The 20,547-nt window shown below is 72.0% G+C and carries 18 protein-coding genes; 12 read left to right on the top strand and 6 right to left on the bottom strand.

The window, feature by feature from the left end:
• Position 1: 1 nt before the first annotated feature.
• From QTQ03_RS12035 to QTQ03_RS12025, 3 genes are read right to left on the bottom strand one after another with little or no spacing between them, the layout of a single operon-like run.
• Positions 2–763: a metal ABC transporter ATP-binding protein gene (locus QTQ03_RS12035; protein WP_289278085.1), complete on the bottom strand. Its 762-nt coding sequence runs from the start codon at positions 761–763 to the stop codon at positions 2–4.
• Positions 760–1,719: a metal ABC transporter substrate-binding protein gene (locus tag QTQ03_RS12030; protein ID WP_289278084.1), complete on the bottom strand. Its 960-nt coding sequence runs from the start codon at positions 1,717–1,719 to the stop codon at positions 760–762. The genes QTQ03_RS12035 and QTQ03_RS12030 overlap by 4 nt, the downstream gene beginning before the upstream one ends.
• Before the next feature lie 54 nt (positions 1,720–1,773).
• Entirely contained in the window at positions 1,774–2,031 is a 258-nt protein-coding gene (locus QTQ03_RS12025; protein WP_289278083.1) for a hypothetical protein, read from the bottom strand.
• Between the two features lie 26 nt (positions 2,032–2,057).
• On the opposite strand from QTQ03_RS12025, the gene QTQ03_RS12020 reads away from it, so the two are divergent.
• From QTQ03_RS12020 to dusB, 4 genes are all read left to right on the top strand, one after another.
• Positions 2,058–2,399, top strand: coding sequence for an antibiotic biosynthesis monooxygenase family protein (locus QTQ03_RS12020; protein WP_289278082.1), 342 nt, complete (start codon positions 2,058–2,060; stop codon positions 2,397–2,399).
• A gap of 24 nt (positions 2,400–2,423) precedes the next feature.
• Positions 2,424–3,002, top strand: a complete 579-nt coding sequence (locus QTQ03_RS12015; RefSeq protein WP_289278081.1) for an Rv0361 family membrane protein — start codon at positions 2,424–2,426, stop codon at positions 3,000–3,002.
• A gap of 114 nt (positions 3,003–3,116) precedes the next feature.
• On the top strand, positions 3,117–4,496 hold the full coding sequence (locus QTQ03_RS12010) for a glycine--tRNA ligase (RefSeq protein WP_289278080.1): 1,380 nt from the start codon (positions 3,117–3,119) through the stop codon (positions 4,494–4,496).
• Between the two features lie 80 nt (positions 4,497–4,576).
• Positions 4,577–5,743 (top strand): tRNA dihydrouridine synthase DusB, encoded by a 1,167-nt coding sequence (gene dusB, locus QTQ03_RS12005; RefSeq protein WP_289280785.1) that lies wholly within the window; start codon positions 4,577–4,579, stop codon positions 5,741–5,743.
• 91 nt (positions 5,744–5,834) lie between these two features.
• Here the strand turns inward: dusB and QTQ03_RS12000 are convergent, their stop codons facing one another.
• Positions 5,835–6,464, bottom strand: a complete 630-nt coding sequence (locus QTQ03_RS12000; RefSeq protein WP_289278079.1) for a C39 family peptidase — start codon at positions 6,462–6,464, stop codon at positions 5,835–5,837.
• A gap of 538 nt (positions 6,465–7,002) precedes the next feature.
• On the bottom strand, positions 7,003–8,784 hold the full coding sequence (locus tag QTQ03_RS11995; protein ID WP_289278078.1) for a beta-N-acetylhexosaminidase: 1,782 nt from the start codon (positions 8,782–8,784) through the stop codon (positions 7,003–7,005).
• A 335-nt stretch (positions 8,785–9,119) separates the two neighbouring features.
• On the opposite strand from QTQ03_RS11995, the gene ppdK reads away from it, so the two are divergent.
• On the top strand, positions 9,120–11,882 hold the full coding sequence (ppdK, locus tag QTQ03_RS11990) for a pyruvate, phosphate dikinase (protein WP_289278077.1): 2,763 nt from the start codon (positions 9,120–9,122) through the stop codon (positions 11,880–11,882).
• Positions 11,883–11,929: 47 nt separating this feature from the next.
• Here ppdK and QTQ03_RS11985 read toward each other — a convergent pair whose 3' ends face one another.
• Positions 11,930–12,406 (bottom strand): roadblock/LC7 domain-containing protein, encoded by a 477-nt coding sequence (locus QTQ03_RS11985; protein WP_289278076.1) that lies wholly within the window; start codon positions 12,404–12,406, stop codon positions 11,930–11,932.
• 197 nt (positions 12,407–12,603) lie between these two features.
• Between QTQ03_RS11985 and QTQ03_RS11980 the strand changes: the two genes are divergently transcribed.
• The 7 genes from QTQ03_RS11980 to QTQ03_RS11950 all read left to right on the top strand — a co-directional run bounded on the left by QTQ03_RS11980 (position 12,604) and on the right by QTQ03_RS11950 (position 20,511).
• Positions 12,604–12,957, top strand: coding sequence for a VOC family protein (locus tag QTQ03_RS11980; RefSeq protein ID WP_289278075.1), 354 nt, complete (start codon positions 12,604–12,606; stop codon positions 12,955–12,957).
• Positions 12,954–14,237 (top strand): deoxyguanosinetriphosphate triphosphohydrolase, encoded by a 1,284-nt coding sequence (locus tag QTQ03_RS11975; RefSeq protein ID WP_289278074.1) that lies wholly within the window; start codon positions 12,954–12,956, stop codon positions 14,235–14,237. Before QTQ03_RS11980 ends, QTQ03_RS11975 begins: the two co-directional genes overlap by 4 nt.
• Before the next feature lie 9 nt (positions 14,238–14,246).
• Positions 14,247–15,077, top strand: a complete 831-nt coding sequence (locus QTQ03_RS11970) for a siderophore-interacting protein (protein WP_289278073.1) — start codon at positions 14,247–14,249, stop codon at positions 15,075–15,077.
• Positions 15,078–15,200: 123 nt separating this feature from the next.
• Positions 15,201–16,838: a BCCT family transporter gene (locus tag QTQ03_RS11965; RefSeq protein ID WP_289278072.1), complete on the top strand. Its 1,638-nt coding sequence runs from the start codon at positions 15,201–15,203 to the stop codon at positions 16,836–16,838.
• Positions 16,839–16,940: 102 nt separating this feature from the next.
• Positions 16,941–18,806 carry a DNA primase gene (dnaG, locus tag QTQ03_RS11960; RefSeq protein WP_289280784.1) on the top strand — a complete coding sequence of 622 codons (1,866 nt, stop codon included), beginning with the start codon at positions 16,941–16,943 and terminating at the stop codon, positions 18,804–18,806.
• Positions 18,807–18,860: 54 nt separating this feature from the next.
• Complete coding sequence (locus QTQ03_RS11955) at positions 18,861–19,397, top strand: hypothetical protein (protein ID WP_289278071.1); 537 nt, start codon at positions 18,861–18,863, stop codon at positions 19,395–19,397.
• A 181-nt stretch (positions 19,398–19,578) separates the two neighbouring features.
• Entirely contained in the window at positions 19,579–20,511 is a 933-nt protein-coding gene (locus QTQ03_RS11950; protein ID WP_289278070.1) for an ABC transporter ATP-binding protein, read from the top strand.
• The last annotated feature ends 36 nt before the right edge of the window (positions 20,512–20,547 follow it).

Below are 20,547 nucleotides of genomic sequence, written 5' to 3'. Positions count from 1 at the left end.
GTCAGCTGCTCCAGAGCCCGGCGGGTTCGTCGGGACCGTGTGGGTGCACGTGGTCGTGGTCGGGGTCGGCGTGATGGCCGGCGGGCTCCGGCACCGGGCCGTCGTGGGCGATCCCGCCGGCGTGCACGACGACGGCCCGGGAGATCAGCGGCCGCAGTGGCCCCAGCTCGTGTGCGACCAGCAGCACCGTGCCGCCGTGGGCCACGAAGTCCTTGAGTGCCCCGGCGAACGCCTCCTGGCTTGCCGCGTCGACCCCGGCGGTCGGCTCGTCGAGGACCAGCAGTTCCGGCTCGCCGGCCAGCGCGCGGGCGATCAGTGCCCGCTGCTGCTGGCCGCCGGAGAGGGTGGCGACCGGGTCGCCGGCCCGGTCGGCGAGACCAACGGACGCCAGCGCCGCGTCCACCGCGGCCCGGTCAGCGCGCCCCGGCGGGCGCAGGACGCCCCGCCGGGCCAGCCGGCCAGCGGACACCACCTCGCGGACGGTGGCCGGCACGCCGCCGCCGGCACCGAGGCGCTGCGGCACGTACCCGATGCGGTGCCACTGCCGGAAGCGCCGCAGCGGGCGGTCGAACAGGGTGACCGAGCCGGAGCTGAGCGGGACCAGCCCGAGCACGGCACGGATGAGCGTGGACTTGCCGGTGCCGTTGGCGCCGAGCACGGCGACGACCTCACCGGCGGTCACGGTCAGGGAGACGTCACGCAGGACGGGGCGGGCGTCGTAGCCGACCACCCCGCGCGTGACGGTGAGAACGGAGGGTGTCACGAGCAGCCCAACGCCGTCCTCAGGGCTGCCAGGTTGTCGCGCATCACCGAAAGGTAGTCCGCGCCGCCGTCGGCGGACAGTCCCTCCAGCGGATCCAGCACCGCGGTCTGCGCGCCGGCCTGGCCGGCGATGGTCTCGGCCACCTTCGGGCTGACCAGCGTCTCGAAGAAGATCGTGGTGGCCTGGTGCTCCCGGGCCTCCGCGGCGACCTCGGCCAGCCGCTGCGGCGACGGCTCGTTCTCCGGACTGAGCCCGGTGATGCCGATCTGCTCCAGGTGGTAGCGCTCGGCCAGGTACCCGAAGGCGGTGTGGCTGACCACGATCTCCCGCCGCTGGCAGGTCTTCAGACCGCCGGCGAACTCGGCGTCGAGCCTCTCCAACTCGGCGCGCAGCGCCGTCGCCCGGGCGGCGTAGTCGCCGGCCCGCTCCGGGTCGGCCGTGCCGAGCCGCTCGGCGAGCTGGTCGCCGACCGCCGCCAGCCGGGTCGGGTCCAGCCACAGATGTGGGTCCTTGCCGCCGGTCTCCTCCTCGTGGCCGGGCTCCTCCTCGTGCTCTTCGCCCTCGTGGTCGTGTCCGCCGGCGGCGGCGTCGAGCAGCGGCGCGACGGTGGCCACGTCGAAGGCGCGGTCGGCGGCGTTCTGCGCCACGGCCTGGTCGACCTGCGGTTGGAATCCCTTGAGGTAGACGACCAGCTCGGCGCGCGCCACCTCGCCGACCTGGCTGGGGTTGAGTTCGGCGTCGTGCGGCTCGACGCCGGGCTTGACCAGGTTGCTCACCGTCACCGCGTCCCCGCCGATCTGCTCGGCGAGGAACTGCAGCGGGTAGAACGCGGACACCACGTCGACCCGCTGCGGGTCGGCGCCGGCCTGGTCGTCGGAGCAGGCCGCGACGCCGCCGAGGGCCAACAGGGCGGTCGCGGTGGCCGCCAGGGTGCGTGGAGCGGAGCGGAAGTTCATGAACTCAACTGTCCGCAACAACGATAATGATTGTCAAAAACGCATGAGTGCATGTCAGAGCAGCTTCACCAGGGCCACCGTGACCAGCAGCGTCAACACCAGCAACCGGATCGCCCGGGTCTGCGGTGTCTGCACCGCCCACGTGGTGACCAGCAGGGCGACCACCGCCGACGCGAGCGCCAGCGTGAGCAGTCCACCGACCACGCCCGGGGTGAAGAACGCGACCAGCACCAGCACCAGGGTGACCAGGAACACCGCCGTCGGGTTCGCCCGAGCCAACCGGGCCGCGAACCGGCTCTGCGTACGCTGCATCCCACAGACTCTACGAGGAGGAAACGGTGCTGGTGACCAACCGCTTCGTGGTCGAGGTCGATGTCGCCGACGACTTCACCGCCCGGGCGCACGCCGCCCTCGCCGCGCTCGCGGCCCGTCCGGGGTACCTGCGGGGCCAACTGGTCCGCGCCCTGGACGACCCCCGGCACTGGTGCCTGCTCACCGAGTGGGAGTCGGTCGGTACCTACCGGCGGGCACTCGGGGACTTCGACGTCAAGATCACCGCGATTCCGCTGCTCGCCGAATCGGTGGACGAGCCGTCGGCGTACGAGGCGCTGGCCGACGCCACGCCCGGCGGCGAGGTGGTCGTGGCGGCGAGCGATCGGGCTGCCGGTCCTTACCGGTGAGCCTGCGGGCACTACATTGCTCTTATGACCGCTCCCGGACCGGCTGCTTCCTCGCCGTACCCCTCCGTGCCCGGGCGGGAGGGCGGCGCGCAACCGCCGGCCGTATCCGGCTCGCCGGCGGACCCGGGCGTCCCCACCCCGCCGGCCGGTCCCGGCGTCGCCCCGCCGTTCGCCGCGCCTCCTGTCGAAGGGCGTAACACCCGTCTCTGGCTGGGGCTCGGCGCCGGCGCGCTCGCCCTGCTGCTGTGCTGCGGTGGCGGAGGCGCGGCCGTGATCGGGCTTGCCGTGACCGGCGTGCGGGCGATCGACGAGCAGGGGCGCGCCGTCTCCACCGACTACTACCGGGCATTGGCGGATCGGAAGTACGGTGCCGCCTACGACCAGTTGTGTGACCAGGCCCAGCGACGCGAGTCGCGGCGGGAGTTCGAGCAGCGGGCGGCCGGCGAGCCGCAGATCGCGTCCTTCCGGGTCGGTGATGTCGACCCGAACACCCTGACCGTGCCGGTCGAGGTCAGGTTCACCGGTGGGGACCGCGACCGCCAGCAGGTCACCCTCGAACAGGACCGGCAGACCGGCGAACTGGAGGTGTGCGGGGTCAACTGACCCGCCACCGGTATTGTGCTGGGCCCGGGGCCCCGCTGGTCGTACCGTTGTCCCGAACCGAACCGTGCATCCCACCGTGTCCCGCCGACAACCAGCCGGCGTACGAGGAGAAACATGCCAGCCGACCGTATCGACGCCGTCGTCAGCCTCGCCAAGCGCCGGGGCTTCGTCTTCCCCTCGAGTGAGATCTACGGGGGCACCCGTTCGGCGTGGGACTACGGTCCGCTCGGCGTGGAGCTGAAGGAGAACGTCCGCCGGCAGTGGTGGAAGACCATGGTCCAGCAGCGCGACGACGTCGTGGGCCTCGACTCCGCGGTGATCCTGGCCCGGGACGTGTGGGCCGCCTCCGGCCACCTGGACGCCTTCGTCGACCCGCTGACCGAGTGTCAGTCCTGTCACAAGCGCTTCCGCGCCGACCACCTGGAGGAGGCGTACGAGGCGAAGCACGGCAAGCCGCTCGCCTCGCTGACGGCCATCAACTGCCCGAACTGCGGTAACAAGGGCACCTTCACCGAGCCGAAGATGTTCAACGGCCTGATGAAGACCTTCCTCGGCCCCGTGGAGAGCGACGAGGGCCTGCACTACCTGCGCCCGGAGACCGCGCAGGGCATCTTCGTCAACTACAAGAACGTCGAGACGGTTGCCCGCAAGAAGCCGCCGTTCGGCATCGCGCAGACCGGCAAGTCGTTCCGCAACGAGATCACCCCGGGCAACTTCATCTTCCGGACCCGCGAGTTCGAGCAGATGGAGATGGAGTTCTTCGTCGAGCCGGGGACCGACGAGCAGTGGCACGAGTACTGGCTGCGGGAGCGCTGGAACTGGTATCTCGATCTCGGACTTTCCGAGACCAACCTGCGCTTCTACGAGCACCCGCAGGAGAAGCTCTCCCACTACTCGAAGCGCACCGTCGACATCGAGTATCGGTTCCGGTTCGGTGGCACCGACTTCGCCGAGTTGGAGGGCATCGCCAACCGCACCGACTTCGACCTGTCCACGCACAGCAAGCACTCCGGCGTCGACCTGTCCTACTTTGACCAGACCAAGGGCGAGCGGTGGATGCCGTACGTCATCGAGCCGGCCGCCGGGCTCACCCGCGCGGTGCTGGCGTTCCTGCTGGAGGCGTACGACGAGGACGAGGCGCCGAACACCAAGGGTGGCGTGGACAGGCGCACCGTGATGCGCTTCGACCCGCGGCTGGCCCCGGTCAAGGTGGCGGTGCTGCCGCTGTCGCGCAACGAGGCGCTGTCGCCCAAGGCGAAGGACCTCGCGGCGCAGCTGCGCAAGCGCTGGGTGGTGGAGTTCGACGACTCGCAGGCCATCGGCCGCCGCTACCGCCGTCAGGACGAGATCGGCACCCCGTTCTGTGTGACGGTCGACTTCGACACGCTGGACGACAACGCGGTTACCGTGCGGAACCGGGACACCATGGCCCAGGAGCGGATCCCCCTGGACCAGATCGAGCGTTACCTCATCGATCATCTTCCCGGCTGCTGAGGTGTGACGAAGGGCTGCGGCTCCCCGCGCTACCGGAGCGACGTCAACAAGGACACCCTCCGTACACTTGTGCGGTGACGATGACGACCGCTCCGGCGCTGCGCCCGCTGACGATCGGGTCGCACCGGGTGTGGCCGCCGGTGGTGCTCGCGCCGATGGCGGGCATCACCAACGTCGGTTTCCGCCAGCTCTGCCGGGAGCAGGGCGGCGGCATCTACGTCTGCGAGATGATCACGACGGTCGCGCTGGTCGAGCGGAACCCGAAGACGCTGCGCATGATCGCCTTCGGCGAGCAGGAGCGGCCCCGCAGCCTCCAGCTCTACGGCACCGACCCGGAGACCACCGCCGCCGCCGTGCGGATCGTCGTCGAGCGGGATCTCGCCGACCACATCGACCTCAACTTCGGCTGCCCGGTTCCCAAGGTCACCCGCAGGGGCGGCGGCTCGGCGTTGCCGTGGCGGCGCCGCCTCTTCGCCCGGCTGGTCAAGGCGGCGGTGGACGCCGCGTCGCCCGCCGGGGTGCCGGTCACGGTCAAGATGCGCAAGGGCATCGACGACGACCACCTGACGTACGTCGAGGCGGGCCTTGCCGCGCAGGACGCCGGCGTCGCGGCGGTCGCCCTGCACGGGCGTACGGCGGCGCAGCGCTACTCGGGCACCGCCGACTGGGACGCGATCGCCGCCCTCAAGGCGGTGCTGGACGTGCCGGTCCTCGGCAACGGCGACATCTGGGAGGCGGAGGACGCGCTGCGGATGGTGGCGCACGCCGGCGTCGACGGGGTCGTCGTGGGGCGGGGCTGCCTTGGCCGCCCGTGGCTCTTCGCCGACCTGGAGGCAGCATTCAACGGTTCGCCGGAGCGACGACTGCCGACCCTGGGCGAGGTGGCGGTGACGATGCGCCGGCATGCGGAGCTGCTGGTCGACCAGTTCACCGCGGGTGCGCGGAACTCGGCCCGGGGCGAGCGGGACGGCTGCACCGACTTCCGTAAGCACGTCGCGTGGTACCTCAAGGGGTTCCCGGTCGGCAGCGAGCTGCGTCGGTCCCTCGCGATGATCGAGAGTCTGGCCCAGCTCGACGATCTGCTCGGCCGGCTCGACCCGGCGGTGCCGTTCCCAGTTGCGACACTGGGCCAGCCGCGCGGCCGGACCAACTCGCCGGGCAAGGTTTTCCTGCCCGACGGCTGGCTGGCCAGCCGGGACGACGACACCGTCCCCGAGGGCGCGGAGCTGGCCGACTCCGGCGGCTGACCCCTGACTCGGGCGCCGACCCTGACCGGCCACCGTCGTCGGGGACGGCGAACGGGCCGGCCCCGGTGGGGGCCGGCCCGTTCGTGGTGGGTCAGCTGGTGGAGTAGCCGCGGGTGGCGATCCAGTCGGCCAGGGCGCCGGTGGTCACCCAGTACTCGGCGGTGTTCGGGTTCGCCGAGTCGGCGATCTTCACCTCGTCGCCGTCGTGGCGGTAGCCGGTGACCGAGACGTAGTGGCCGCCCTCGAAGGAGTGCACGCCGCCGTCGGTGTCGGTGGTGGTGCCGGCGATGTTGGCGACCACGGCGCGACCCTCGTCGACGGTGCGCACGACGTCGTCACGCAGCTTGTCGGTCTGCTTGTCGTCGGCCTCGGCGTCGCTGATCTCGACGCTGCGGTAGACGTCCTCGCCGGTCTCGGTGTTCAGCACCGGGGTGATGTCGTTGATCGAGTCGGTGCCGGCCTCGGTGGTGCGCATCCGCTCGGCCATCGCGTCCATGTCGATGTTCTTGCCCTGCACCGACAGGGCGTTACGGGCGGCGGCCGGACCACAGTAGTAGAAGTTCGGCTGCGCCTCGTAGGCCACGCCCAGTTCCCGCTGGCCGGTGCGCTCGGCCGGCTTCTCGGCGGCGTACGCGGTGCTGATCGGGCCGGCGACGGCACCGCCGGTGACGATCAGGCCGGCAGCGGTCAGAGCGGTCTTACGCAGAAGATCGGTACGCATGATGATCGAAGCCCTTTCGCTCGGGGGACACGCCGCGGCGCGCATGGGGGATGCGCCCGGCGCGGTAGGAAAGGTGTTTCGGCAACAAGGTGTTTCGGCAACGGCGCCCGCTCGGGCGTCCGGCGGGGACCGACCCGGCGTGCCGCTCGGGGGGTCCGGGATGTGTAACCGAGCCGGGCCCGGAACCATTCCGGCTCACGGCCACCCGACGCGGGCGACGTCCAGAACCCCGACGCGCACGCGCCGACGCCCTGCGGTCACGGTAGGCACAACGACCGGGCCCACCCGGCCATTCCACCCGCACCGAGACCCCGGCCACACGACATCCACCCCCGACCCGACATCCGCGCCAGCGAGGCCATCACCGGACCGGACATCCCGCCCAGACAGGGTCACACCTACCGACGGCGTGGCGACCAGCACGTCGAGATCCTGGACGGACCTGCCCGGCAGACGGATCAGACGGTCCAAGATCTCGGACGGGGTGGCAGTCGCCGCCGGGAGTGGCTCGGCCGGTGCCGCGGGACGCACGGGAGCGTCAGGTGGTCGGGGTGCTGACGCCGGTCTGGGCCGGGATGTGTGGGGTGGTGGGTTCGTCCGTCGGCCAGGGGACCTCGGGGGAGCGGTGGTAGGTGATGCCGGCTGCCGTCCAGCGCGGCCCGTGCCCCGCGAGCCGCTCGCGGAACGCCGCCCAGTCGTGGCTCGCCCGCGTCGACCAGCCCAGCTCGGCGAGGGCGGGCAGCCGGGGCAGGAGCATGAGTTCGATCTCGGCCAGGGAGCTGACCGACTCGGTCCAGAGCGGGGCCTCGACGCCGAGCGCCGCCTCCGCCGGCACGTCGGCGACGTGCGTCGCCGGGTCCCAGTCGTATGCGCGGCGTACGTCGATCAGGCCGGCCCAGTCGTGTCCGATCGGCGTGTCCGGGGCGTACTTCATGTCCAGGTACGCGTGGTCGCCGGGGGAGAGGATCAGCCGGGCGCCCCGGCGTACCGCCTGTGCGGTGACCGGGTCGGCGGCGTCGGTGCCCCACCACTGGAGCACCCGTCCCTCGGTGTGGGCCGCCGGGGCGAGCTGGTGCCACCCCACGACCGTCTTGCCGAGCCCGGCCACGATCCGCTGCACCCGCTCGACGAATCCGGTGTACGCCGCTCCCTTCACCTTGAACGCCTCGTCGCCGCCCACGTGCAGCCACGGTCCGGGAGTGAGGGCGGCGATCTCGCCGAGCACGTCGGCGACGAAGTCGTACGTCCGCTGGTTGGCCGGGTCCAGGTAGCTGAAGCCGACGTCGGTGCCGGTGTACGGCGGCGGCGTCGCCCCGTCCGGGGCCAGCTCCGGGTACGCGGTCAGCGCGGCGTTGGTGTGCCCCGGCAGGTCGATCTCGGGTACCACCGTGATGTGCCGTTCGGCGGCGTACGCGACGATCCGCCGGTAGTCTGCCTTGGTGTACCAGCCGCCCGGGCCGCCCCCCACTGCCGTCGTCCCGCCGACGGTGGTCAGCCGGGGCCAGGCGTCGACCGCGATCCGCCAGCCCTGGTCGTCGGTGAGGTGCAGGTGCAGGTGGTTGAGCTTGTACCGGACGAGGTGGTCGATCACGCGCAGCACGTCGTCGACGCCGAAGAAGTGCCGGGCGACGTCGAGCATCGCACCCCGGTACCCGAACCGGGGCCGGTCGATGATCGACCCGCCGGGCATCGTCCAGCTGGCGTCGACCGGCGTACCGTGCTCGATCGCGGCGGGCAGGAGTTGGCGCAGCGTCTGCGACCCGTGGTGCAGTCCGGCCGGGGCGGCGGCGCTGATCCGGACCCCGGCGGGCGTCACGTCGAGCCGGTAGCCCTCCGGGCCGAGGGTCGGGTCGTCGCGGAGCACCACCGAGATCCCGCCGGCGGGCTCGGTGTGTGCCGTGTCGACGACCGGCAGCGGGTATCCGGTGGCCGGTCGCAGCAGGTGGGCGAGCCGTTCGGCGACGCCCCGCACGGCCGGGTCGGGGGTGGCCCGGATCGCCGCGTCGGGCGGCAGGGTGAAGTCGTGGCCCGGCGCCGGCAGGACCTGCTCGGGGACGGGCACCACGTCACCCAGTCGGACCGCGGCCGGGGTGAGTCGTGTTCCGGCGGAGCGGGCCGCCAGCCGGGCCAACTCGGCCACCGTCGGCTCGGTGCTGGTCACGTCCGGCGTCGGGATGGACTGGGTCGTGAGGGTGGGCGTGTCGGGCTCCGTCCCGGAGCCGGCGGTTTCCAGGGCCGGTGTGCTGTCCGTGGCCGGCGTCGGTCGCCCGGTGGGCCGGGACTCCGGCTGCTGCTGCGGGGTGGCGGCGGTGGGGGGCACGGGATGGCTCCGAGGGGTGTATTCGCGGCGGTTATGGCAAAAGGGAGGTCCACCGGCAGGTGGTGCCGTCATGAGCAGGTGGTGCCGTCAAGAGTACGAGGGAGTCGGCGATTGCGTGATCGTGCGCATGGAAGCGTTCCCAACGAACGTCGCGAACGCGGATGGTCGTGATACCTGTGCCCATTGTCACCGAACGGTCCCAGGGCGCGCGATGTTCGCTTAACCTTCGCCCACCGATCGGCATGTGCCCTGGGACTACCGATGGTCGACCTCGGAGGGTACGTGTCAGCTGAACCTTCGTTAGGTGTCAATTCCGGCGCGCGTGGGAGGCTCTGGTGGCAGCGCAAGGAACGGTCGATCACAAGTACGTCTATGCCTTCGCCGAGGGCAACAAGGACCAGAAGGACCTACTCGGAGGCAAGGGCGCCAACCTGGCCGAGATGACGAACCTCGGCCTGCCGGTGCCGCCAGGCTTCACCCTCACCACCGAGGCGTGCAAGGCGTTCCTCGCCACCGGCGAGGAACCCGCCGGGTTGGCCGAACAGCTCAGCGTCCACCTCGGCAGGCTGGAACAGGCCATGGGCCGGCGGCTCGGTGCCCCGGACGACCCGCTGCTGGTCTCCGTCCGCTCCGGGGCCAAGTTCTCGATGCCCGGCATGATGGAGACCGTCCTCAATGTCGGCCTCAACGACCGCAGCGTCGTGGGACTCGCTCGACAGGCCGGCGGCTCGGCCGATCCGACCCCCTCCGGCGGCTCGGCCGATCCGACCCCCTCCGGCGATGCGGACCGGTTCGCCTGGGACTCGTACCGCCGGCTGATCCAGATGTTCGGCAAGACCGTTTGCGACGTGCCGGGCGAAGCCTTCGAGCACGCGCTGGACGACGCCAAGCGCGCCAAGGGCACCACCAACGACCTCGACCTGGACGCCGACGACCTGCGCGGCCTGGTCGACGCGTACAAGAGGATCTTCAGCGAGCACACTGGTCGGGAGTTTCCGCAGGACCCGCGGGAACAGCTCGACCTCGCGATCCGGGCGGTCTTCGAGTCGTGGAACGCCGAGCGGGCCGTGGTCTACCGTCGTCAGGAGCGCATTCCCGCCGACCTCGGCACCGCCGTCAACGTGGTGGCGATGGTGTTCGGCAACCTCGGATCGGACTCCGGCACCGGTGTCGCCTTCACCCGCGATCCCGCCAGCGGCGCCCAGGGCATCTACGGTGACTACCTGGCGAACGCCCAGGGCGAGGACGTGGTCGCCGGCATCCGCAACACCGTGCCGCTTCAGGAGCTGAAACGAGTCGACGAGAAGTCCTACGACGAACTGCTCGACTACATGGCCCGCCTGGAGGGCCACTACAAAGACCTCTGCGACATCGAGTTCACCATCGAGCGCGGCAAGCTGTGGATGCTCCAGACCCGGGTCGGCAAGCGCACCGCCGCGGCGGCGTTCGTGATCGCCGGGCAGCTCGTCGACGAGGGCCTCATCGACCTGGACGAGGCGTTGCACCGGGTCAACGGTGCTCAACTCGCGCAGCTGATGTTCCCGCGTTTCAAGCTCGACCACGAGTTCCAGCCGGTGGCCAGGGGCATCGGCGCCTCCCCGGGCGCGGCGGTCGGCAAGGTGGTCTTCACCTCCGCCCGCGCCGTGGAGCTGGCCGGCGAGGGCGAGGCCGTGATCCTCGTCCGCCGGGAGACCAACCCCGACGACCTGAACGGCATGATCGCGGCCCGGGGCATCCTCACCTCCCGGGGCGGCAAGACCAGCCACGCCGCGGTGGTCGCCCGGGGCATGGGCAAGACCTGTGTCTCCGGCGCCGACGAGCTGGACATCGACATCCCGGGACGGAGGTTCACGGTCGCCGGGCAGACCATCGGCGAGGGTGACGTCGTGTCGATCGACGGCACCACCGGCAACGTCTACCTCGGCGAGGTACCGGTGATGCCGTCCGAGGTGGTGCAGTACTTCGAGGGCGAGCTGGACCCGGAGCGGACCGACGACGCGCTGGTCCGGGCCGTACACCGGATCATGACGCATGCGGACGCCCGGCGGCGGCTGCGCGTCCGGACGAACGCCGACACCGCCGCGGATGCCGCGCGGGCCCGACGCTTCGGGGCTGAGGGCATCGGCCTCTGCCGCACCGAGCACATGTTCCTCGGCGACCGGAGGGAACTGGTCGAGCGGCTGATCCTGGCCCGCGAGGAGACCGAGCGCAACGACGCCCTGGGGGCGCTGCTGCCGCTGCAACGGGCCGACTTCGTGAAGATCTTCCGGGAGATGGCCGGGCTGCCGGTCACCGTCCGGCTGATCGACCCGCCGCTGCACGAGTTCCTACCGCCGCTCGAGCAGCTCGCCGTGAACGTCGCGGTCGCCCAGGAGCGCGGTGAGGACGTGGCGAAGGAGGAGGCGCTGCTGGCGGCCGTCCGCCGGATGCACGAGCAGAACCCGATGCTGGGCCTGCGCGGCGTGCGCCTCGGTCTGGTCATCCCGGGCCTGTTCGCGATGCAGGTCCGCGCGATCGCCGAGGCCGCGGTGGAGTGCGCGAAGCAGGGCCTCGGGTCCGGCCCGGAGATCATGGTCCCGTTGGTCGGCGCGGTGCAGGAGCTGGAGACCGTACGCACCGAGGCCGAGAAGATCATCGCCGAGGTGGTCGGGGGCAGTGGTGTCGAGGTGCTGATCGGCACGATGATCGAGGTGCCGCGGGCGGCACTGACCGCCGGCCAGATCGCCGAGGCGGCACAGTTCTTCTCGTTCGGGACCAACGACCTGACCCAGATGGGCTGGGGTTTCTCCCGGGACGACGTGGAGGGTGCGTTCTTCTGGCGCTACCTGGAGTTGGGCATCTTCGGCATCTCGCCGTTCGAGTCGATCGACGCCGACGGCGTGGGCCGGCTGGTGCGGATCGCCGCCGAGGAGGGCCGTGCGGCGCGACCCGGATTGAAGCTCGGTGTCTGCGGCGAACACGGCGGTGACCCCGACTCGGTGCACTTCTTCCACGACGTGGGTCTGGACTACGTGTCGTGCTCGCCGTTCCGGGTGCCGGTCGCCCGGCTGGAGGCGGGCCGTGCGGCGGTGGAGACCGCCGGCTCCGACAGCCGCTGACGCAACACGGCACGGCGGCGAGCCCGGTTTGCGGGCCCGCCGCCGGTTCAGCGGATCGGCGGGCGACGCCAGGTGGGGGCGCCGGTTCGGCGCGGCAGCGTGGTCGTCACGACGTGTGGGGCACGCGCGTCGAGCGCGGGTGCCGTGACACGGGGCCGCGCGTCGAGCGCCGAGCCGGCCCGGTGGGCGACCGCGCGAGCCTCGGCGTGCAGCCCCTCCAGATCATCGGTGCTGTCGGCGACCAACGTGAGCAGCGCGTCCTGCCCGGCCGGGTAGGTAACCACGGTCCCGGTGGCGGTGCACACCATGGCCTCCCGGAACTCGCCGCGTCGCACGGTCGCCGCCACCCGGCTGGCCACCCCGAAGCCGGCCGCGGCGAGCGCCGCCAGGTGGGTGGCATCCGTCCCCGGCAGGTCGCTGCCGATGACCATGCCGTCGGTGCCGGCGAGTACTCCGCCGGTCACCTCCGGGCGGCGGCGCCGTAGCCGGAGCAGTTCCGTACCCACCATCGTGTCAACGTCCACGAGCGTCCTTTCCCACCGGTCGGCCCTGCCTGTTTGGTGACGATCCGCGTCGGGAACGTTACCGCTGGCCCACCTTCGTCCGCGATCCCGTAACCGTCGGCGATCGGCCGACAACTCCGGACTGAACGGGGGTTGCGGCACCGGTGCGACGCTGTCGTCGGTACGCCGCGTGGTGTGGCCCGGCGTAACCTGTCGGGATGAGCAGCGCCTGGGAGAGCCTCACCGTCGACGCCCGTGACCCGGCTCGGTTGGCCCGCTGGTGGGCCGAGGCGCTGGGTTACCAGGTGGTCACGGAGAGGCCGGGCGAGGTGGAGATCCGGCAGGCGCCAGACCGGTCGCCCGGCATCGTCTTCGTGCCAGCCGCGCGCGGCAAGGACGGCAGGAACCGGCTCCATCTCGACCTGCGCCCGGACGACCAGGAGGCGGAGGTCGAGCGGCTGGTGGACATGGGCGCCCGGCACGTCGACGTCGGCCGGCGCGACGTGACGTGGACAACGCTGGCCGACCCGGAGGGCAACGAGTTCTGCGTCCTGCGGCCGGGTGGGGGGTGACCGCGCCCGAGCCGGACCTGCGGCGGTGGGTCGAGGAACCGCCGAAGGACAGCGGGTACGGCCGGTCGCCGTACCAACGGGACCGGGCCCGGGTGCTGCACTCGGCGGCGTTCCGGCGGCTCGCCGTCAAGACGCAGGTGCACACGGCCGGCACCGACGACTTTCTGCGCACCCGGCTGACGCACTCGCTGGAGGTCGCCCAGATCGCCCGGGAGATGGGGGCGCGGCTCGGCTGCGACCCGGATGTGGTGGACGCCGCCGGGTTGGCCCACGACCTGGGGCACCCGCCGTTCGGGCACAACGGCGAGGACGTGCTGGACACGCTGGCCGCCGCCTGCGGCGGCTTCGAGGGCAACGCCCAGACGCTGCGCGTCCTCACCCGGTTGGAGGCGAAGGTCATCGGCCCGGACGGCGCCTCCGCCGGGCTGAACCTCACCCGGGCCTCGCTCGACGCGGTCAGCAAGTATCCCTGGCCCCGCCGGCCGGGCGAGCGCAAGTTCGGCGTGTACACCGACGACCGGCCGGTCTTCGACTGGCTGCGGGCTGGCGTCGCGGGGCCTCGGCGCTGCCTGGAGGCGCAGGTGATGGACTGGGCCGACGATGTCGCGTACTCGGTGCACGACGTCGAGGACGGCATCCACGGCGGGTACCTGACGCTGCGGCCGCTGCTGGTGGACCCGGCCGAGCGGGCGGCGCTCTGCGCCGACGTCGCCGCGACGTACTCCGGTGAGTCGCCTGCCGACCTCGCGGAGGTGCTGGTCGACCTCCTCGCCGATCCGGTCCTCGCGCCGCTGGCCGACTACGACGGCAGTCACCGGGCGCAGTCCGCCCTGAAGGCGACCACCAGCGTGCTGACCGGGCGTTTCGTCTCCGGCGCGGTGGCCGCCACCGAGGAGCGGTTCGGTCCCGGCCCGCACCGGCGGTACGCCGCCGACCTGGTTGTGCCGCGCCGGATCCGTGCGCGGTGCGCGCTGCTCAAGGGCATCGCCCTGCGGTACGTGATGCGCCGGCCCGGCTTCCGGGACCGCTACGAGTGGCAGCGCGGGATCCTCGCCGGCCTGGTGGGCGTCCTGGCTGACCGGGCGCCGGACGGGCTGGACCCGGTCTTCGCGCCGCTCTGGCACGCCGCCACGGACGACGTGGCCCGGCTGCGGGTGGTGATCGACCAGGTCGCGTCGCTGACCGACCCGGCGGCGGTGGACTGGCACGCCCGGCTGGTCGGCGGCGCCCGCGCGGGTGCTCCGCGACCGGTGATGGGCGGACCGCGTGACTTAGGTTAGCCTAACCGGATGACGGAGCGTCCGAAGAAGGTCACGTCCGCCCGGGTCGTCCGGATCACGCGGCCCACCCCGCACCTGGTCCGGCTGGTGTTCGGCGGCGACGAGCTGGCCGAGCTGCCGGTGGGTGAATTCACCGACCACTACATCAAGATCCTCTTTCCGGTGCCCGGGGTGGCGTACCCGGAGCCGATCGATCTGGCCGGCATCCGCCGTGACCTGCCGCCCGCGCAGTGGCCACGGCTGCGCGCGTACACCGTGCGGGCGTACGACCCGGTCGCCGGCGAGCTGACCGTGGACGTGGTGCACCACGGCGACGAAGGGCTGGCCGGACCGTGGACGGCGACGTTGCGTCCCGGCGACCCGGTGCACTTCACCGGCCCCGGTGGGGCGTACGCCCCCAACCCGGACGCCGACTGGCACCTGCTGGTCGGCGACGAGAGCGCGCTGCCCGCCATCGCCGTCGCGCTGGAGCGGCTGCCGGCCGGCGCGCCGGCCATCGTCCTCGCCGAGATCGGCGACCCGACGGAGGAGCAGCACCTGCCCAGCCCGGGGCGGCTGGACCTGACCTGGCTGCACCGCGGTGACCGGCCGGTCGGCGAGGCGCTCGTCGCGGCGGTGCGTGCGCTGGACTTCCCGCCCGGCGACGTGCACGCCTTCGTCCACGGCGAGGCGACCTTCGTCCGGGAACTGCGCCGGCTGCTGCGCGTCGACCGGGGCATCCCCCGGGAACGGCTTTCGATCTCCGGCTACTGGCGGCGGGGCATGGACGACGAGGGCTGGCGGGCCAGCAAGCCGGATTGGAATCGTCAGCTCGAGGCGGAGGAGACGGTGGTGTCCTGACCGGCGGCCGCCGGCGAATCCGGCAGCCACGCCGGCCCGCGCGTTCCCGGCCGGGGAATGCGCCTCGACCGATTTCACCCGCACGTCCCCCCGACCGGCAGCAGGATGGGCAAGGGGGTGGTTATGGGCGAGCGGGTGGGGGAGGGGTCGCGGACCGCCGGCCGGGTGGACCGGGTGGTGCTGGCGCTCGGCGTCGGGGGCGTACTGGCGGTCGTGGCCTGGGGCGTGCTGGCCCGCGGTTCCCTGGCCGGCTTCGGCGAGGCTGGTCTGACCTGGGCGATCAGCACGTTCGGCTGGTTCTTCGTGCTGGCCGCCGATGCCTTCCTGGTGCTGGCGGTGGTGATCGCGGCGACCAGGTTCGGCCGGATCAGGTTGGGCGCCGACTCGGACGAGCCGGAGTTCAACACGCTGGCCTGGGTCGCGATGATGTTCAGCGCCGGGATGGGCATCGGCCTGGTCTTCTTCGCCGTGGCCGAGCCCATCCAGCACTACGCGACGCCGCCGCCGGCCACCGGGGTCGAGCCGCAGACCGGTGCGGCCGGTTCGGCGGCGATGCAGTACACGCTCTTCCACTGGACGCTGCACCCGTGGGCGATCTACGCGGTGGTGGCCCTCGCGCTGGCGTACTCGACGTTTCGCAAAGGACGGGAGAACCGGATCTCGGCGGCCTTCCGGCCGCTGCTCGGCGACCGGGCCGACGGGCCGGCCGGACGCACCATCGACCTGCTGGCGGTCTTCGCCACCGTCTTCGGCTCGGCGACCAGCCTCGGTCTGGGCGCGCTCCAGGTCGCCGCCGGGCTGGACCTGGTGGCCGGCGTCCCGAACACCACCGCCGTGGAGCTGGTGGTGATCGGTGCGCTCACCCTGGCCTTCGTGTTCTCCGCCTTCTCCGGCCTACACCGGGGCATCAAGTGGCTGTCCACCACCAACGTGGTGCTGGCGGTGCTGCTGATGCTCTTCGTCTTCGTGGTCGGGCCGACCATCTACGCCCTGGAGGTGCTGCCCGCCTCGGTTGGTGACTACCTCACCAATCTGATCTTCATGTCCACCCGCACCGGTGCGTTCTCCGACCCCGCCTGGTTGGGCTCCTGGACGATCTTCTACTGGGCGTGGTGGATCTCGTGGGCGCCGTTCGTGGGCACCTTCATCGCGCGTATCTCCCGAGGACGGACCGTCCGGCAGTTCCTGGTCGGTGTCCTCCTGGTGCCCAGCGGTGCCAGCGCGGTGTGGTTCGCGGTGATGGGCGGTACCGCGCTGCGTGTGCAGGCCACCGGCGTCCGGGACCTGGTCGCCGACGTGGACGCCAGCTCCGAGCAGGCGCTCTTCGGCCTGCTGGACGCGTTGCCCCTGGCGGCGCTGACCAGCGTGTTGGCCATGACGCTGATCGCGCTCTACTTCGTGACCAGCGCCGACTCGGCCTCACTGGTGCTCGGGTCGCTCACCTCCCGGGGCGCCCTGCGCCCGCACCGCGCGCTCGTGGTGACGTGGGGGGTGCTGATCGGTTCGGTGGCCGGGGTGCTGCTGCTGGCCGGTGGGTTGAGCGCCCTGCAACAGGCCACGATCCTGGTGGCCCTGCCGTTCGTGGTGGTGATGCTGGGGCTGGCCGCCGCGCTGGTCAAGGACATGTCCCGGGATCCGGCGGCCAGTCCGCCGCCGCGCAACCCCCGCTACGGGCTGGCCGCCGCGGTCCGCACCGCCCGTTCGTACGAGGAGGAGGACCCGCCGCCGGTCCGCCGCTACCTGCGCCGCCGGCTCCACTGACCGGGCGGGGCACCACACCCGTGTCCCCCGGCGGCGCGTTGTCGGCCGGACAGGGCAGGATGTAGACCCGAGGGGGTGGCGGAGACCGAGGGGGTGGCGGAGATGGTGGGGCGGATCCGGGACGAGGACATCGCGCTGGTCCGCGAGCGCACCTCGATCGCCGACGTCATCTCCGAGTCGGTCACCCTCCGGTCCGCCGGCGGCGGCAACCTGAAGGGGCTCTGCCCGTTCCACGACGAGAAGAGCCCGTCGTTCAACGTCTCGCCCGCCCGGAACGTGTGGTATTGCTTCGGCTGCGGCGCCGGCGGGGACGCGATCAAGTTCCTGATGGACGCCGAGCACCTCACCTTCGTGGAGTCGATCGAGCGGCTCGCCGCCCGCGCCGGCATCCAGCTGCGGTACGTGGCGGCCGATACTCCGACCCCGCGCTCCCGCCCGCAGCAGGGACAGCGGCAGCGGCTGGTCGCCGCGCACGCCGCCGCCGTCGAGTTCTACCGGGCCCAGCTCACCACGCCCGGTGCCCGGCCGGCCCGTGAGTTCCTGGCCCGCCGCGGCTTCGACCGGGCCGCCGCCGAGCGGTACGGCTGCGGCTTCGCCCCGGACGGGTGGGACCTGCTGACGAAGCACCTGCGCCAGCGGGGCTTCAGCCACGACGAGCTGGTGACTGCCGGGCTGTCCCGCCCGGCCCGTTCGGGTAGCCTGATCGACCGGTTCCGCCGGCGGCTGCTCTGGCCGATCCGCGACCTGACCGGTGGCGTGATCGGCTTCGGCGCCCGCAAACTCTTCGACGACGACGACGGCCCGAAGTACCTGAACACCCCCGAGACACCGATCTACAAGAAGTCGCACGTCCTCTACGGCATCGACCAGGCCAAGCGGGAGATCGCCAAGCAGGGCAAGGTGGTCGTCGTCGAGGGGTACACCGACGTGATGGCCTGTCACCTGGCCGGGGTGCCGACCGCCGTGGCGACCTGCGGCACCGCGTTCGGCGTCGACCACATCGGGGTGCTGCGCCGGTTGCTGCTCGACACCGACGCGGTCGCCGGTGAGATCATTTTCACCTTCGACGGGGATGCCGCCGGGCAGAAGGCGGCGCTGCGCGCGTTCGACGACGACCAGCGCTTTGTCGGGCGTACCTTCATCGCCGTCAGCCCGGACAACATGGATCCGTGCGAGCTGCGCCTGGCCAAGGGTGACCTCGCGGTCCGTGATCTGGTCGCCCGCCGCGAGCCGCTCGTCGACTTCGCGCTGCGGCATGCGATCAGCCGGTACGACCTGGACACCGTCGACGGCCGGGTGGAGGCGATGCGTCGGGCGGCGCCGCTGGTTGCCAAGATCAAGGATCGGGAGAAGCGCCCGGAGTACGTCCGCAAGCTCGCCGGCGACCTGGGCATGGAGATCGAGCCGGTGCTGCGGGCGGTGCTGGAAGCCGGTAACGCCCCCGCGTCGGACCGGGGGGCGGCCGCCCGTTCCGCCCCCGCCGAGCCGACCGTGGACAGCCCGCAGTCGATGGTCGAGCGCGAGGCGCTGAAGCTGGCCCTGCAGGTGCCGGTGCTGGCCGGGCCGATGTTCGACGCGGTCGAGGCCACCGAGTACCGACACCCCGTACACGTGGCGGTCCGGTCGGCGGTCGCGGCGGCCGGTGGGGTGGCGGCGGCCACCGGCGGCGCGGTGTGGATCGAGTCGGTCCGCGACGCCTGTGACGACCTCGCCGCCAAGGCGCTCGTCGGTGAGCTGGCCGTCGAGCCACTGCGCATCGACGGGGAGCCTGATCCGCGCTACCTCTCGGTGACGATGGCGCGGTTGCAGTGGGGCTCGGTGACCGGCCGGATCCGGGACCTCAAGTCCAAGATCCAGCGGATCAACCCGGTCAGCAACAAGGACGAGTACTTCGCCGCCTTCGGCGAGCTGTTGTCGCTGGAGCAGCACGCCCGGGCGCTGCGCGAGCAGGCCGCGGGAGGGCTCTAGATGGCACCGTCCTGGAAGGGACTCTGGATGGCACCGTCCTGGAAGGGACTCTAGATGGCGCTGTTCCGCCGCCGGCCGAAGCTGCCGCCGGCCGACCGTCCGCCGCTCGGCCCCGACGAGCGCGTGCTCGACTGGGCCGCCGCCGGCAGCGGCGAGGCCGACGGGGTGCTGGTCGCCACCGACCGGGGGCTGTGGCTGCCGGGTCGGGGGCACCGGATCGGGTGGCACGACATCCTCAAGGCCGTCTGGTCCGGGCGGGAGCTGACCGTCACCCCCGCCGAACATGTCACCGAGCGCGAGGGCTACCTGGTCGTCGCCGACCTGCCCGCCGAGACGTACCTGTTGGTCGACCCGGCGGACCTGCCGCACCAGGTGCGGACCCGGGTCACGAAGTCGGTGGCGTACACCCAGCTCCACCCGGTGCCCGGCGGGGCGGGGCGGGTGGTCGCCCGGCGGGTGCCCGGGGTCGACGGTCTGACCTGGACGGTCCGGTTCGAGCCGGGAACGCCCCCGGACGACCCGGACGTGCTCGCGGCGACCGACCGTCTGGTCGCGGCGGCCCGGGACGCGACGACGTCCCGCGACGCCTGACCGGTTGCGCGTGGCGGCGGCAGCCCGTGCGTGGTCAGGTGCCACGTGCGGTCAGCGCTGTGCTCGTCGTTGCCGCTGTGCTCGTCGTTGCCGCTGTGCTCGTCGTTGCCGCTGTGCCGCTGCGGTACCGCCGCGCGGTAACTCGGTGGGGAGTGTCGGACCTGATCGCTAAGGTCGGGGGGTGACCATGGCACAACCACTCATCCAGGCACGGGGGCTGGTGAAGCGGTTCGGCGACTTCACCGCCGTGGACGGCATCGACGTGGAGGTCCGCGCCGGTGAGGCGTTCGGCTTCCTCGGGCCCAACGGCGCCGGCAAGTCGTCCACCATGCGGATGGTCGGCTGCATCTCGCCCCCCAGCGGCGGACAGCTGCGCATCCTCGGCATGGATCCGGTGCGCGACGGCCCCGCCATCCGGGCCCGGCTCGGCGTCTGCCCCCAGCTCGACAACCTCGACCCGGAGCTGACCGTCCGGGAGAATCTGACGACTTACGCGCGATACTTCGGCATCCCGCGCCGGGTGGCCCGCGCCCGCGCCGCCGAGTTGCTCGACTTCGTGCAGCTCGCCGAGCGGGCCGACAGCAAGGTCGAGCCGTTGTCCGGCGGCATGAAACGCCGGCTCACCATCGCCCGCGCGCTGGTCAACGAGCCGGAGATCGTGTTGCTCGACGAGCCGACCACCGGTCTCGACCCGCAGGCCCGGCACCTGGTGTGGGAGCGGCTGTTCCGGCTCAAGCAGCAGGGCGTCACGCTGGTGCTCACCACGCACTACATGGACGAGGCCGAGCAGCTCTGTGACCGCCTGGTGGTGATGGACGGCGGGCGGATCGTCGCCGAGGGCTCGCCCCGGGCGCTGATCGAGCGGCACTCCACCCGGGAGGTGGTCGAGCTGCGCTTCGCCGCCGAATCGCAGGAGGCGTTCGCGGGCAAGCTCGACGGGCTGGGCGAGCGAGTCGAGGTGCTGCCCGACCGGATCCTGCTCTATGTGGCCGACGGCGACGCGGCGGTGACCGAGGTCACCGGGCTGGGCCTGCATCCGGTCAACGTGCTGGTCCGGCGCAGCAGCCTGGAGGACGTCTTCCTGCACCTCACCGGCCGCACGTTGGTGGACTGATCGCCACGGCGTGGGGCTCCGCCGGTCCTGGGATCG

Source organism: Micromonospora sp. WMMA1363, assembly GCF_030345795.1.
Classification (GTDB): Bacteria; Actinomycetota; Actinomycetes; order Mycobacteriales; family Micromonosporaceae; genus Micromonospora.
The sequence above is the reverse complement of the archived record's forward strand: the minus strand, read 5'-3'. Positions and strand labels throughout refer to the sequence as shown.